This is a genomic window from Pedobacter vanadiisoli (assembly GCF_042684385.1).
GTDB classification, from domain to species: domain Bacteria; phylum Bacteroidota; class Bacteroidia; order Sphingobacteriales; family Sphingobacteriaceae; genus Pedobacter; species Pedobacter vanadiisoli.
The window spans coordinates 256,963-270,270 of sequence record NZ_JBHULL010000008.1 but is presented as its reverse complement, the minus strand read 5'-3'; the positions used below and the strand labels follow the sequence as shown (position 1 = coordinate 270,270).

The 13,308-nt window shown below is 39.0% G+C and carries 12 protein-coding genes and 1 riboswitch; of the genes, 6 read left to right on the top strand and 6 right to left on the bottom strand.

The window, feature by feature from the left end; all coding sequences use genetic code 11:
- Positions 1 to 96 precede the first annotated feature (96 nt).
- Positions 97 to 534: a single-stranded DNA-binding protein gene (locus tag ACFSR6_RS09800; protein WP_379078198.1), complete on the bottom strand. Its 438-nt coding sequence runs from the start codon at positions 532 to 534 to the stop codon at positions 97 to 99.
- 54 nt (positions 535 to 588) lie between these two features.
- On the bottom strand, positions 589 to 1,650 hold the full coding sequence (gene mutY / locus ACFSR6_RS09795) for an A/G-specific adenine glycosylase (protein ID WP_379078196.1): 1,062 nt from the start codon (positions 1,648 to 1,650) through the stop codon (positions 589 to 591).
- Positions 1,651 to 1,820: 170 nt separating this feature from the next.
- Between mutY and ACFSR6_RS09790 the strand changes: the two genes are divergently transcribed.
- The 5 genes from ACFSR6_RS09790 to ACFSR6_RS09770 all read left to right on the top strand — a co-directional run bounded on the left by ACFSR6_RS09790 (position 1,821) and on the right by ACFSR6_RS09770 (position 7,145).
- Positions 1,821 to 2,123, top strand: coding sequence for an HU family DNA-binding protein (locus ACFSR6_RS09790; RefSeq protein WP_055909222.1), 303 nt, complete (start codon positions 1,821 to 1,823; stop codon positions 2,121 to 2,123).
- A 9-nt stretch (positions 2,124 to 2,132) separates the two neighbouring features.
- On the top strand, positions 2,133 to 3,011 hold the full coding sequence (locus ACFSR6_RS09785) for a tetratricopeptide repeat protein (protein WP_379078195.1): 879 nt from the start codon (positions 2,133 to 2,135) through the stop codon (positions 3,009 to 3,011).
- A gap of 280 nt (positions 3,012 to 3,291) precedes the next feature.
- Positions 3,292 to 4,842: an Rne/Rng family ribonuclease gene (locus ACFSR6_RS09780; protein WP_183766098.1), complete on the top strand. Its 1,551-nt coding sequence runs from the start codon at positions 3,292 to 3,294 to the stop codon at positions 4,840 to 4,842.
- Positions 4,843 to 4,978: 136 nt separating this feature from the next.
- A complete protein-coding gene (gene radA, locus ACFSR6_RS09775) occupies positions 4,979 to 6,355 on the top strand; it encodes a DNA repair protein RadA (protein WP_379078193.1) in 1,377 nt (458 codons plus the stop codon).
- A 325-nt stretch (positions 6,356 to 6,680) separates the two neighbouring features.
- A complete protein-coding gene (locus ACFSR6_RS09770; RefSeq protein ID WP_379078191.1) occupies positions 6,681 to 7,145 on the top strand; it encodes a DUF4920 domain-containing protein in 465 nt (154 codons plus the stop codon).
- Between the two features lie 196 nt (positions 7,146 to 7,341).
- Here the strand turns inward: ACFSR6_RS09770 and ACFSR6_RS09765 are convergent, their stop codons facing one another.
- Together ACFSR6_RS09765 and ACFSR6_RS09760 are read right to left on the bottom strand one after the other, a co-directional pair.
- A complete protein-coding gene (locus ACFSR6_RS09765) occupies positions 7,342 to 8,406 on the bottom strand; it encodes a branched-chain amino acid aminotransferase (protein WP_379078189.1) in 1,065 nt (354 codons plus the stop codon).
- A 145-nt stretch (positions 8,407 to 8,551) separates the two neighbouring features.
- The gene (locus tag ACFSR6_RS09760; RefSeq protein ID WP_379078187.1) at positions 8,552 to 9,517 is read right to left on the bottom strand and encodes a tryptophan 2,3-dioxygenase family protein; all 966 of its coding nucleotides are present in this window, start codon (positions 9,515 to 9,517) and stop codon (positions 8,552 to 8,554) included.
- Between the two features lie 64 nt (positions 9,518 to 9,581).
- Positions 9,582 to 9,644, top strand: a riboswitch (Fluoride riboswitch).
- A gap of 18 nt (positions 9,645 to 9,662) precedes the next feature.
- Between ACFSR6_RS09760 and ACFSR6_RS09755 the strand changes: the two genes are divergently transcribed.
- Complete coding sequence (locus ACFSR6_RS09755; protein WP_379078186.1) at positions 9,663 to 10,940, top strand: voltage-gated chloride channel family protein; 1,278 nt, start codon at positions 9,663 to 9,665, stop codon at positions 10,938 to 10,940.
- Positions 10,941 to 11,016: 76 nt separating this feature from the next.
- On the opposite strand, the gene ACFSR6_RS09750 is transcribed toward ACFSR6_RS09755, so the two are convergent.
- Together ACFSR6_RS09750 and ACFSR6_RS09745 are read right to left on the bottom strand one after the other, a co-directional pair.
- Positions 11,017 to 12,318, bottom strand: a complete 1,302-nt coding sequence (locus tag ACFSR6_RS09750; RefSeq protein WP_379078184.1) for an HAD-IB family phosphatase — start codon at positions 12,316 to 12,318, stop codon at positions 11,017 to 11,019.
- Entirely contained in the window at positions 12,318 to 13,280 is a 963-nt protein-coding gene (locus ACFSR6_RS09745) for an NAD-dependent epimerase/dehydratase family protein (RefSeq protein ID WP_379078182.1), read from the bottom strand. The genes ACFSR6_RS09750 and ACFSR6_RS09745 overlap by 1 nt, the downstream gene beginning before the upstream one ends.
- Between the last annotated feature and the right edge of the window lie 28 nt (positions 13,281 to 13,308).

Here is a 13,308-nt window from a genome sequence, read left to right as displayed (position 1 = left end):
ACTCAGAATAACAAATTTAAATGTGATATTAAACCCGCGCTTCCAAACAAAAAAAGCCGCCATTTGGCAGCTCTCTGAATTTTATTATTTTTTATATTAAAAAGGCAAGTCTCCGCTTTCGTCGGAAGGATCAATGGTGAATTCATCCTCAATTTTAGCTTCGGAACTTTGATTTGCCGGTGCAATTGGACTTTGTTCGAAATCACTTTTTCGGCCTAACATGGTAAAGTTTTCGGCCACAATTTCTGTTACATATTTTTTAACCTTTTCCTTATCTTCAAAGGATCTCGTTCTTAATTTACCCTCTATATAAACCAGTTTACCTTTCTGAAGGTATTTGGAAGCTACTTCCGCTAGGCCACGCCATAACACAATATTGTGCCACTCCGTTTGTTCTACTCTTTTTCCGTCTTTGTTGTATGTTTCAGATGTAGCTAATGGAAAACTGGCTACTGTTACGCCACCATCTAAATGTCGCACTTCAGGGTCTTTGCCTAAATGGCCTACTAAAATAACTTTGTTAATCCCAGACATAAATATTTTTGGTTAGTTGTTTCGTTTTCTAGATGCACACTGAAAAGATGGTAATTATTCCATTTTATCACTACAAAAATATTCCTGAACAAAATCATGGATTACTTTTGGCTGCGGCAGCTCATCTAATTTACTTAAAGAAACCCAATTAAGTTCCTTTTGCTTACTAAAGTTAAATATATAATTTTTTAATGCAAAAAATTGAACGTGGATTATTTGGTGGGTTAATACGTGTTTTTTTGTGCTGATCAGCTCAAAACCTGAAGCGTTTCCGAAGTTTTTTTTCACTAAAGCCGTAAACAGGCTGTTGTCTGCATCTCTAGGCGCGAGCATTTCTATGCTTGGAAAATCGTATAAATGCTGCCAAACATCGCCAGCCTGCCTTTCTCTTACCAGTACCCGTTCGCCATCAAAACAAATAAAATAATTAATATAACGGTGCTTCTGCACCGCTTTTTTTAGCTTAACAGGTAACTCATTTACCATTTTATGGCTAAAAGCGTAACAGGTTTGGTTAAGTGGGCAAATGCTGCAGTTAGGCGATTTAGGTTTGCACTGCATTGCCCCAAATTCCATTATTGCCTGATTATACAGCGCAGGATCCTCCTGGTAAAGCAGCTCGTTTGCCAAGGTAAAAAACTCCTTTTTCCCCGCAGGCGAATTGATTGGGGTATCAATACCATAATACCTGGAAAGCACCCGGAATACGTTTCCATCTACCACGGCTCTTGCTTCACCGGATGAAAATGAAGAAATAGCAGCAGCCGTATACTCGCCGATTCCTTTTAATTTTATTAGCTCATCATGCAGATTTGGGAAGATTCCGTGGTAATCGTTCATCACAGTTTGAGCGGTTGCATGCATATTCCTCCCTCGCGAATAATAACCCAAACCTTGCCAAAGTTTTAAAACTTTAGCTTCGGTAGCCTTGGCAAAATCGTTTACGGTTGGAAAATTCTCTAAAAACTTATTGAAGTAAGGAAGGCCCTGCTCTACCCTTGTTTGCTGTAATATAACCTCTGATAACCAGATGGTATAAGCATCATTGGTATGCCTCCAGGGCAAATCTCTCTTGTTTATCTGGTACCAATTGATGAGTTCATTTTGAAATGTCATTACTGCAAATTACGATCTATTTCTTTGATTTAAAAAAAACTTGCAATTGCCTGATAAGTCTAACGATAAAAAAATCATCTTTTATTTCCCTATCTCATTAAAAAGCAATACTTTTGCAACCCCAAATCAGTAGTAATATTAAAACATAATAATATAATAAATAATAAAATATGACTAAGGCAGATATTATTTCAGAAATATCAACAAAAACCGGAATTGAGAAGGTTGATGTACAGGAAACAGTTGAGGCATTTTTCAAGGTTATCAAAACCAGCATGATTGGCGGTGAAAATGTATACGTTAGGGGCTTCGGAAGCTTTGTTGTTAAAAAGAGGGCGCAAAAAACTGCGAGAAATATCTCAAAAAACACTGCAATAATTATCCCAGAACACTTTGTTCCTAGCTTTAAACCGGCAAAAGTATTTGTTGATAAAGTGAAAAGTAATTCAAAAAAAATTAAGGTAGAAGCCTAAGTCTTATATATGGATAGCAACATCAGATCAAAACAAACCATTATTATTGGAGCGATTGTATTGCTTGTTGCATTCTTATTTACAAGAGACATAAAGGGTTTGGTTAAACCAACGGAAGAAAATGGGAAAATGCCTTCAAGTGGCAGTATGGCTGGAACAGCTTCTCCATCAACAACCTCGTTACTAAACCTCGAAACTTCGTCTACTGCTGCAAAGAATGTAATCAACAAAAATTTGGCTACAGATATTACAGCTTTAGAAAACAGTTACAAAGGCGCAAAGGGTGCAGAAAAGATTGAACTGGCTAAACAACTGGCTCAGAAATGGGACGATGTTGAACAGATTACTCCATCTGCCCTGTATTTAGAAGTTGTAGCCGAAAACGAACCATCAGCAAAATCGTGGTTAGCGGCCGGTAATCAATTTATAAAAGCTTTTGAAAGCACACAAGATAGCATCGCGCAGCCTGCTTTATTGCAGAAAGCAAATGCATCTTACAAAAATGCATTAGAGAAAGACTCTACAAACATTGAAGCTAAAACAGGCTTAGGGGTAACAATAGTAAATGGCTTAGGCGCACCAATGCAAGGTATTGCAATGTTGCTGGAAGTTGTAGCTAAAGATCCTAAAAATGTAAAAGCGAACATGAATTTAGGATTGTTCTCTATTAAATCAGGTCAGTTTGATAAAGCAATTCCCCGTTTTAACACGGTAATTGCCGCTGCTCCAACCCCTGAGGCCTATTTTTATTTAGGCACAGCATTAGAAAATTTAGGCAGAAATAAAGAAGCAGTAAATGCTTACCTATCAAGCAAAAAATTAGCGGCTAATCCAACCTTATCATCTTTTATTGATAAGAAGGTAGCTGAACTAAAGAATAAAAATTAATTAACAGATTAATAAAAACATTTAAAACTTAAAACTATGCCAAGCGGTAAAAAAAGAAAAAGACATAAAATGGCTACTCACAAACGTAAAAAACGTTTAAGAAAAAACAGACATAAGAAAAAATAGTTTCTTATTTTGATAAAGCCGGTTAAACCTCATAGTAAACGCTATGAGGTTTAAACAATTTATATGATTTTTTTATTGTATAGGTTTTGGGCTATATCACTGTTTTTATTTACTATCCATTTGTTAATAGGCGAAAGCCTTAAATCTGTAGCTGTTGGTAAAAGAATTAATTATCAATTCGACTCCTGCCGGAGTTACCATAGCGTTGATTGAAGACAAACAACTTGTTGAGCTTCACAAAGAACAAATCAATACCAACTACGCTGTAGGCGATATTTATTTAGGCCGCATTAAGAAAATTATGCCCGGCCTGAACGCTGCTTTTGTGGATGTTGGTTATGAAAAAGATGCTTTTTTGCACTACTTTGATTTGGGCCCTCAGGTGCAATCTTTAATTAAGCTAACTAAGATCAAGCGTAATGGCTCGGTTACAGGCACATTATTAGATAATTTAAAGCTGGAAGCCGATATTAACAAGGCAGGCAAAATTTCTGATGTGCTCAGTAAAAACATGCTCCTACCTGTTCAAATTGCCAAAGAGCCAATTTCTACAAAAGGACCGCGTTTAAGTTCCGACATTTCGATTGCCGGCAGGTATGTGGTACTGGTGCCATTCTCCAATACCATATCTGTATCAAAAAAAATAAAAAGTAATACAGAACGTAATCGGTTAAAAAAGATTATCGAAAGTATTAAACCTCAAAACTTTGGGGTCATTATCAGAACTGTTTCTGAAGGTAGAGGAGTTGCCGAAATGCAGAAAGATCTTTTGGATCTGATTGCTAAATGGGAAAACTTCATTAAAAAAATACCTTCTACCGAACCTTCAAAAAGAGTTTGGGGAGAAATGGACAGATCATCAACGTTAATCCGTGATATTCTGAATCCTGATTTTACAAACGTTTATGTAAGTACACCAGAGCTGTACGATGATATCCGTTCTTATGTTCACGATATTTCTCCCGAAATGGAAAAGATCGTTAAACTGTACAAACAAAAAGAACCGATCTTCGATCACTTTGGGATAGAAAAGCAGATTAAAAATGCTTTCGGAAAAACAGTAAACTTACCTGGTGGCGCATACCTTGTTGTAGAGCACACCGAAGCACTGCACGTAATAGACGTGAACAGTGGAAACCGTACTGCCAGTAAAGAAAATCAAGAAGAAAATGCTTTACAGGTAAACAAAGAGGCGGCTAAAGAAATTGCCCGTCAACTGCGCTTGCGCGATATGGGCGGTATTGTGGTAATCGATTTTATCGATATGCACAAACCAACAAACCGTAAAATGCTATTCGATTATTTGCGTGAGCTGATGTTATTGGATAGGGCCAAACATACCATTTTGCCTCCAAGCAAATTTGGTTTGGTGCAGATTACCCGGCAGCGTGTTCGTCCGGAAATGAACATTGTTACGGTAGAAAAATGTCCGACCTGCGATGGGACGGGAGAAATTAAAGCGAGTATCGTTTTAATGGATGATATTGAGAACAACCTTAATTATATTTTAAGAGAGCAGAATGAAAAAGGAGTTACACTTTGTGTACACCCTTACATTGAAGCTTATATTACAAAAGGCATTTTCAACCTTCAACGCCGTTGGTTCTTCAAGTATGGCCAATGGATCAAAGTTAAGGCACAATCATCGTATCACTTAACCGAGTTTCACTTCATCTCCTCAAAAGATGAAGAGATTAAATTATAACTCAAAACACGTTTAACAGAAAGCCTGGATTTAAAAATCCGGGCTTTTTTATTTTGCGACAAACCCCAAAGGTTTTTGAAACCTGCGATATTTATCCGCAAGAAAGGTTAAATTCGTAATCTAAAATTTTAATCAATTGGCAAAATCAAAAACCGCATATTTCTGTCAGAGCTGTGGCTACGAATCGGCAAAATGGCTGGGTAAATGCCCGTCATGTAACCAATGGAACACCTTTGTAGAAGAAATTGTAGAAAAAAGCCCAGCTTCTGTTCCGACCTGGAAAAGCGATACGGCCAACCGTAAACTAAATAAGCCGAGCAAGGTTGACGAAATACAATCATCAACAGAACGTAGAATATTAACAGGCGATAAAGAATTAGACCGTGTTTTAGGCGGCGGATTGGTAGAAGGATCGTTAGTGCTCATTGGGGGCGAACCGGGCATCGGAAAATCGACCTTGATGTTGCAACTGGCTTTAAATTTAAAGGGCAAAAAACTGCTCTACATCTCTGGCGAAGAAAGCGAACAACAGATTAAAATGCGGGCAGAAAGGATTCAGGAATCGACATCATCCAACTGTTACATTTTAACCGAAACTTCTACACAGAATATATTTAAACAGATCGAAATCCTCGAACCTGAAATTCTTGTTGTAGATTCTATCCAGACTTTGTATTCCGCTCATATCGATTCAACACCGGGCAGTGTATCGCAGGTAAGGGAATGTACTGCCGAATTGTTGCGTTTTGCAAAAGAAACCGGAGTGCCTGTTTTCTTAATTGGCCATATTACCAAAGATGGAGCCATTGCAGGGCCTAAAATACTCGAACACATGGTTGATACGGTTTTACAGTTTGAAGGCGACAGGCATCATGTTTACCGCATTCTTCGTTCAATTAAAAACAGATTTGGAGCCGCAGCTGAACTGGGCATTTACGAAATGCAGGGAAGCGGCCTCAGGGAAGTCTCCAATCCATCCGAAATCTTACTCTCGCAACGGGATGAGGAATTAAGCGGAATTGCAATAGCCGCAACCTTAGAAGGTGCAAGGCCCATGTTAATTGAAACACAGGCTTTAGTAAGTCAGGCTGCGTATGGAACCCCTCAACGTTCTGCAACAGGCTTTGATACCAAAAGAATGAACATGCTATTGGCTGTTTTAGAAAAACGCTGTGGTTTTAGGTTGAGTACACAAGATGTTTTCCTCAATATCGCTGGAGGAATCAGAGTAGAAGATCCGGCAATTGACCTGGCAGTGCTGATTGCCATTATCTCTTCGCACCAGGATATTGCCATTTCCTCGAAAAACTGCTTTGCTGCCGAGGTGGGTTTATCAGGCGAAATAAGGGCCGTTAACCGTATAGAACAACGTATCGCCGAAGCAGACAAACTGGGTTTCGAAAGCATTTTCATCTCTAAATACAACCTGAAAGGAATTGCTACAGAAAAATACAAGCTTAAGATTAAAGCTGTAAGCAAAATAGAAGAAGTATTCAGCATGGTTTTCGGATAAATAAAAGTGGGGAAAATGCTCAACAAAATTCCACAGTAAGAAGATAATATTCTACGCTTCTATCATATCATTGGATATTGGCAGATCTAGCCAAAAATAAACAATAGTCTGAATATCAAAATATTAACAACAAACAAAATAAAATTTAAACTTTTGGATTTTTGTTTGCCTATAAAAACCAGGATGTGCATAATAAAATGACATCTACACAATTATAGGGATGATTTTCCTCGTTAACGGATGTTAACGAGGATTTTTTGTTTTCACTACTTAAAGAAATTTTAAATAACTTTGAGTAGATCATAACCGGATAATTATAAAAATCATGAAAAAAATCATTCTAAGTTTGGGCTTTTGCCTGTTTACGGCATTTTCATTTGCCCAAACCGCATATAGTGGTCAAAAATTTGGAGAAGAAGTTAAACCAGGTGATGTAAAACCAGCTGCAAAAATGGAAGCTGCCATGGGAGATAAAAAAACTGTCGACATGAAAATCGAGGGCAAAGTGGTAGATGTATGCAAGAAAAAAGGATGCTGGATGACTTTAGAAATGCCTAATGGCGATCCAATGCGGGTAACTTTTAAAGATTATGCATTCTTTATGCCGATGGACATTGTCGGCAAAAAAGTAATTTTAGATGGATTAGCCAAAAAACAAACCATATCAGTAGAAACTTTACGTCACTATGCAGAAGATGCTAAAAAATCTCCTGAAGAAGTAGCCAAAATTACTGAACCTAAAAAAGAACTTGCCTTCGAAGCGAAAGGTGTAGTGATTTTGGATAAGTAAGATATCTTCCTCCTATCCGTCACCCTGAACTTATTTTACAAGTAGAAGTAGTTTTTTCAATTGCCTTGTAGCCACTTCGTGGTCAGGGTCCTTATAGCATGAAAGATGCTGAAATAAATTCAGCATGACGATAATACAAAAAAAGAAACCCCGATACAGAATATGCATCGGGGTTTCTTTGTTATAAAGTTTCAGGTTACAAAACCCAGTTCCACCCAAACTCATCAGGTGCTAAACCATAACGGATATCGTTCAGTTTTTTAGCAATGCCATTAGAAATATGTCTTGTTGATGGATCAGTTAATTTATAAGTCTGACCGTTGTAGCCCAATTCGCCAATATGCGTTACCGTTGCAGCAGTACCCGCGGCAAAAGCTTCGGTTAAACTACCATCTTCAATGCCTTCGATTACTTCTTTAACTGAAACCCTGCGTTCTTCAACTGCTACACCAGCTTCTTTAGCCAGTTTGATAATGGTATCGCGTGTAACACCATCTAATACCGTACTGCGTACCGATGGCGTTATCAATTTCCCATCGATCACAAATAGGAGATTAGCGGTTCCGGCTTCTTCAATAAACTCATGTGTTACCGAATCCGTCCAGATCAATTGATCATAACCTTCTTTTTTAGCCTGTTCGAAAGGATATAATGAACGGGCGTAATTTCCCGCAGTTTTGGCAAAACCAACACCACCATCGTCAGCACGTGTAAATTCAGTCTCGATTTTAACTTTTAATGCACTGCTGTAGTATGGCCCCGTTGGAGTGGTTAATAAAGCAAATTTATAAGTATCAGATGCCTTAACGCCTAAATAAGGATCCATTGCAAACATTACCGGACGGATGTATAAAGAATAATCCTTCTGGTTAGGTACCCATTTCTCATCAACATTGATCAATGCAGCCAAACCTTGCATAAAAATTTCTTCCGGAATGGTTGGCATCGACATTCTAGCGGCCGATTTATTAAAACGTTCGAAATTTTTATCGGCACGGAATACACTGATCCTTCCATCAGGCTGACGATAAGCTTTTAGTCCCTCGAAAATTGCCTGGCCGTAATGAAGTGCAGAAATTGCAGGGCTCACCGGAATCGGACCATATGGAAGAATCTGTAAATTTTTCCATTCGCCGTCTTCGTAATCGGCAGTAAACATGTGATCGGTAAAAACCTTACCGAAAGGTAATTGCGAAAAATCAGTAACAGTCAAGCGTGTTTCGTTCGCTTTAGTGATTTTTATATCTAATGTCTCGGTCATTGTATTTGAATTTTGAATGGGTAGATGATAGAATAATTGGGTATTTTGCCCGCTCATTCCCTAATTTAACAACTCACTCATTCTGTCATTAACTATTTCGTGCAAATTAATAAAAAAGAGGCTTTTTTAATAGTTTTTTCCAATATTATTCTTTGTTTTTGAGTGTTTTAAGTACACTAAGCACCCATCCTTTTCCCCATTCTTCCATCTGTTCATCTGTCCATAGGAACGGATAAAAAATTCTTTTCTGAAAACGCGGGGGTAGGTATTTCTGCCAGTTGGTTCCGCCTGTTGCGGCAACATCGACGGGATCTTTCTCTAAATAGCGTACGGCCGATTTATAGTGTGATAAAGGCCACTCCACATTCACATACAGATCCAGCTTGCGTAATTCTTCAGCAAGTGCTGAAACGTCGGCTCCTTTGCGTTGCAGTTCATGATATAGTGCCGAAAAATTGTTTAAGGACCTATCTTTTGCTAATTGTAAAAACTGGGCAGCATATTTCTTAATAAACTGTTTCAAAGTGAGGGTCTGTTTGCCCGAAGCCAGTTCGGTCGCCCCAAATTTCCAATAAATATGTTCGAACTGCTCTTCGATAGTGGCTGTACTTAATTCTTCCCGTTTGGATTTATCTACCAGGCGGATAAAATCGGTAGCACAGATCTCGATCATCCTGTATTGGCCGGACTGGAATCCACTGGCAGGCAATAAAGACATCCGGAATTTTAAAAACTGCTCCTTCTCCATTCCATCAACCATTACATCGAACGAAGTGGTTAAAGCATTAAAATAAGAATTGATTCTTTTTACACGTGCGGTAAAAAACTCTACGGTTAAATTTTCGTGCTCTGCCAGCTGTTTGCATTCGTGTAAGGCGAGCTTAAAATAAAGTTCCGTAATCTGGTGGTACATGATAAAAATTTCTTCATCCGGAAACGGCGTTTTAGGGCTCTGCAGGCTCAATAAGGTATCCAAATGGATATAATCCCAGTAGGTAAGGAAATCGGCATATAACAAGCCGTCTAGGTACGATGCCATATCCTGACCCATCGCCATGTATTTTTCCTGTAATCGGTTTAGTTTGTCTTTTATTTCTGGTGTGAAATCCATGGTTTAAAGTTAGCTGTACAAAGGTGATAAAGATTTTGCAACAAATAACTAAATTTTATACATTTGAAAAGATGGCGATGGGGTGCCGCCAAAACCGCCCGAACAGGCTGATGACTCCTACGATTTTTATTAAAATTGATTTTAAATGCCTGTTAAAAACATCACAGAAGGGTTTCTTCTGTCTATTAAAGCCTTTATTAAACACGATTTCGGCTTACTTTTAATCAGCTCCGTTAAGTGGCTTTGTGTCTCCTGCCTGCTTGGTGGGATTATTGGCTCGACCTCTGCCCTATTTCTAAGTACCTTAAACTGGGCAACAGACTACCGTGAGCAACACGTCTGGATTATCGTTTTTTTGCCCCTGGCCGGTGTAATGATCGGTCTGGCTTACCATTATTGGGGCACGGCTGTAGTAAAAGGGAATAACCTGTTAATTGAAGAACTACAGTCGCCAAAAAAAATAATCCCCATTATTATGGCACCGCTCATTTTTACAGGTACAATTATTACCCATTTATTCGGTGGATCGGCAGGTAGAGAGGGTACGGCGGTACAAATTGGAGGTGCTTTTGCCGATCAGTTTACGAAATTGTTCAAACTAAAGGCAAGGGACAGAAAAGTTATCCTTATTTGCGGCATCAGTGCCGGTTTTGCTTCTGTTTTCGGCACGCCTTTGGCCGGTGCGGTATTCGGGCTTGAGGTTTTCGTAGTAGGGAGTTTAACCTATAGTTCCATTCTGCCTTCATTTATTACCGCAGTTGTTGCAGATTATGCCTGTAAGGCCTGGGGGGTTGGCCACACACATTATACCATATCCATTATACCCGAAATGGATTGGGTTAACCTTTTACTATCATTGGGCGCCGGCATATTATTTGGCCTTGCCGCGAGGAGTTTCTCTGCTTTAAATCATGCACTATCCAGTCTTTTTTCGAAGATCAAATACCCTCCCCTGAGACCTTTTATTGGCGGGATCATGTTAATTGCAATCATTTACCTGATCGGCAATACACGCTACATCGGGTTAGGTATCCCGGTTATTTCTGAAGCCTTTACACAGCAGGAAGCGTATTATACTTTCGCCATCAAATTATTCTTAACGGCCCTTACACTTAGTGCGGGTTTTAAAGGTGGCGAAGTAACGCCACTTTTCTTCATCGGGGCTACATTGGGAAGCTTTTTAAGTTTCTTTATCCCCTTGCCTTTTGGCTTGTTGGCAGGAATGGGATTCGTAGCCGTATTTGCAGGGGCAGCCAATACCCCCCTGGCCTGTATTTTTATGGGCGTTGAGCTCTTTGGTACCGCACCTGGCATTTATATCGCACTGGCTTGTGTTACGGCTTATTTATTTTCGGGCCACACCGGCATTTATAAATCGCAAATGATCGGGGCGCCAAAACATTTGTTGCTGAAAAGGCGTTAGGCAATAATTGGCTGCTTTGACAACCTTTTAGTGCATTGCAAGGAAGGTTGTCAAAGCTTTCAAAACCACACTATTATTAATACAACACCCTGAATTTTATCGTCTGCTCAATCTTTTTAAGCGATTTAAACAGCTGTTTATCATACTGGGTATTAATATCGGTAATGGCGTAACCAATTTCAGAATTGGTCATTAAAAATTGGCTTACGATATTGATATCGTGTTTGGCAAAAACAGTGTTGATTTTTGCCATAATCCCCGGCACGTTTTTGTGGATATGGATTAAACGATGTGATTTCTCGATTTTTGGTAATTGCAGGTTCGGGAAATTACTGCTCAAATAAGTAGCTCCGGTATTCATAAAATCGGCCACACGTTTAGGGATAAAATCGATATTACGCGGATTGTTTTTTGGATCGTCAAAAACCACAATACCTTGCTTGGTGCAGAGGTTCAGGTCTATTTTATTTTTTGCGCTACCTAAATAACCGATGGTTTTCAGTTTAGCGGCGTTTTTTAACTGCTCTCTATCTATTTTTTCGCCATTAGCCAAAAGGATAATCCCTACATCCTTTACATATTTTTCTTCAAAAGAGGTTTTATGACGGATGGATAAACCATCGTTTTTAAGGATAGAAATGGTTAAAGGATCAACCTCCCCTATTACCAGGCAAAGAATCCTGTTTTTGGGATAAGAAATGGCCCTCGGCAGGTCATTTACATATAAAAACTCGTCAAAACTTGGTGTAACATGGTCGGCTTTTGAAACAATGCTCTCGCGGGCAATATTTTCTGTAAACGCAAAAAACTTATTAATAATGCCACTTTCGCGCAATTGAAAATCAGAGTAACCGTCGCCGATGCCAAATAATTCTCCTTCCAGTTTTAAATGCTGCAGCAGTTTTACTTTTCCGCCTTCTTCACTTAATGGATTGGCATGGTCATAATCAATAATTTTACCATCGCCTGTGGTTACAAAGGTATTGGCGTAGATATTTTCCTTTTTAATGTGATATTGGCTCACTACGGGTGTAATAAATTCTTTAAATCCACCTGAAACAATCAAAACCTCGTCGGCATGTTTTTTAAAGAACTCGGCATTACGTGAGAAAGAGGTTGAAACTTTCTTTTTTAAATGCTTAATGAGCTGTTTTAAGTGATCTTCATTTGCTTCGAGCAGCTTAACCCGCTGTGCTAAACTTTCAGAGAAGGACAGTTTTCCTTCCATGGCAAAATTGGTATAATCTTCTATTTTCTGGAAAATCGCTTCTTTATCGGGGTGGTTCTTGAGCGAAATCCTGGCAAGTTCATCAAGTGCTTCGACCTGCGTAAAGGTACTATCAAAATCGATGATGTAATAGGCTTTTTGTTTGGGCATTATCTTAAATGTTGGGTAATTTCTTTTATGCTTTCGGCAACAGGCTTAAAAACTATTCCAGTTTCCGATTTTACTTTATCGTTGTTATAATAACTTAAGGTTACACTACTTTTTGCGGCATCTTTTGTAATGGAGGGCTCTTTTCCTGTAAAAACAGACACAAATTTCAAGGCACGCCAAGCTATCCCAAGCATCCATGGCTTTGCTTCTTTGGCAGGTGCCTTAACCCCAAAACCCTGTGCAATTTCGCTGAAGAGGGTCTTGTAATGGTAATCATCGGCAGAAATGATATACCGTTCTCCTGAAACCGATGCATCCATTAATAAAATCATTACTCTGGCAACATCTTCAACATCAACAAAACCCGATGCCCCATCGGTATAAAAAGGGAAACCACCCTTTACCAATTTAAAAATGGCACCACTTCCTTCAAAACCTGCATTTTTACCGATAATTACCGATGGATTAACGATGATGGCCTCTAAACCTTCGGTTATGCCGCGCCAAACTTCCATTTCGCCTTCATATTTGGATAATCCGTAGGCATGGGCATTGGCATCGTACTCCCAAAAGTCTTTTTCATTTATTTTTTGACCTTTTTTAGCATTACCGAGCGCAGCAACCGAACTTACATGCAACAACCTGCAATTATTTTCTATACAAAGGTTAACGATGTTCGAGGTGCCTTCGATATTGACGTGAAAAAGCTGTTTTTTATCTTTAGGATTAAAGGATACAAATGCGGCACAGTGATACACTTTGGTAATCCCCCCAAAGGCGTCTTCTAAAGCAGCGGGTTCATTGATATCAGCCACGAACCATTCGATCAGCGATATATTTTGGATCAGTACTGGAATTTTAGAATTTTCCCGCCTTAGCGCCCGTACAGCTAAACCTTTATCAGTTAACTGTTTAATTAATTCAGATCCTAAAAATCCAGTTCCTCCGGTTACCAGTATCATTTTATTTTTTTCGGGCTATATGTGGAAA

What these genes read in the sequence shown, in the direction of transcription:
- ACFSR6_RS09800 (WP_379078198.1), bottom strand. Translation starts at nt 534, where the DNA reads ATGTCTGGGATTAACAAAGTTATTTTAGTAGGCCATTTAGGCAAAGAC.
- mutY (WP_379078196.1), bottom strand. Translation starts at nt 1,650, where the DNA reads ATGACATTTCAAAATGAACTCATCAATTGGTACCAGATAAACAAGAGA.
- ACFSR6_RS09790 (WP_055909222.1), top strand. Translation starts at nt 1,821, where the DNA reads ATGACTAAGGCAGATATTATTTCAGAAATATCAACAAAAACCGGAATT.
- ACFSR6_RS09785 (WP_379078195.1), top strand. Translation starts at nt 2,133, where the DNA reads ATGGATAGCAACATCAGATCAAAACAAACCATTATTATTGGAGCGATT.
- ACFSR6_RS09770 (WP_379078191.1), top strand. Translation starts at nt 6,681, where the DNA reads ATGAAAAAAATCATTCTAAGTTTGGGCTTTTGCCTGTTTACGGCATTT.
- ACFSR6_RS09765 (WP_379078189.1), bottom strand. Translation starts at nt 8,406, where the DNA reads ATGACCGAGACATTAGATATAAAAATCACTAAAGCGAACGAAACACGC.
- ACFSR6_RS09760 (WP_379078187.1), bottom strand. Translation starts at nt 9,517, where the DNA reads ATGGATTTCACACCAGAAATAAAAGACAAACTAAACCGATTACAGGAA.
- ACFSR6_RS09755 (WP_379078186.1), top strand. Translation starts at nt 9,663, where the DNA reads ATGCCTGTTAAAAACATCACAGAAGGGTTTCTTCTGTCTATTAAAGCC.
- ACFSR6_RS09750 (WP_379078184.1), bottom strand. Translation starts at nt 12,318, where the DNA reads ATGCCCAAACAAAAAGCCTATTACATCATCGATTTTGATAGTACCTTT.
- ACFSR6_RS09745 (WP_379078182.1), bottom strand. Translation starts at nt 13,280, where the DNA reads ATGATACTGGTAACCGGAGGAACTGGATTTTTAGGATCTGAATTAATT.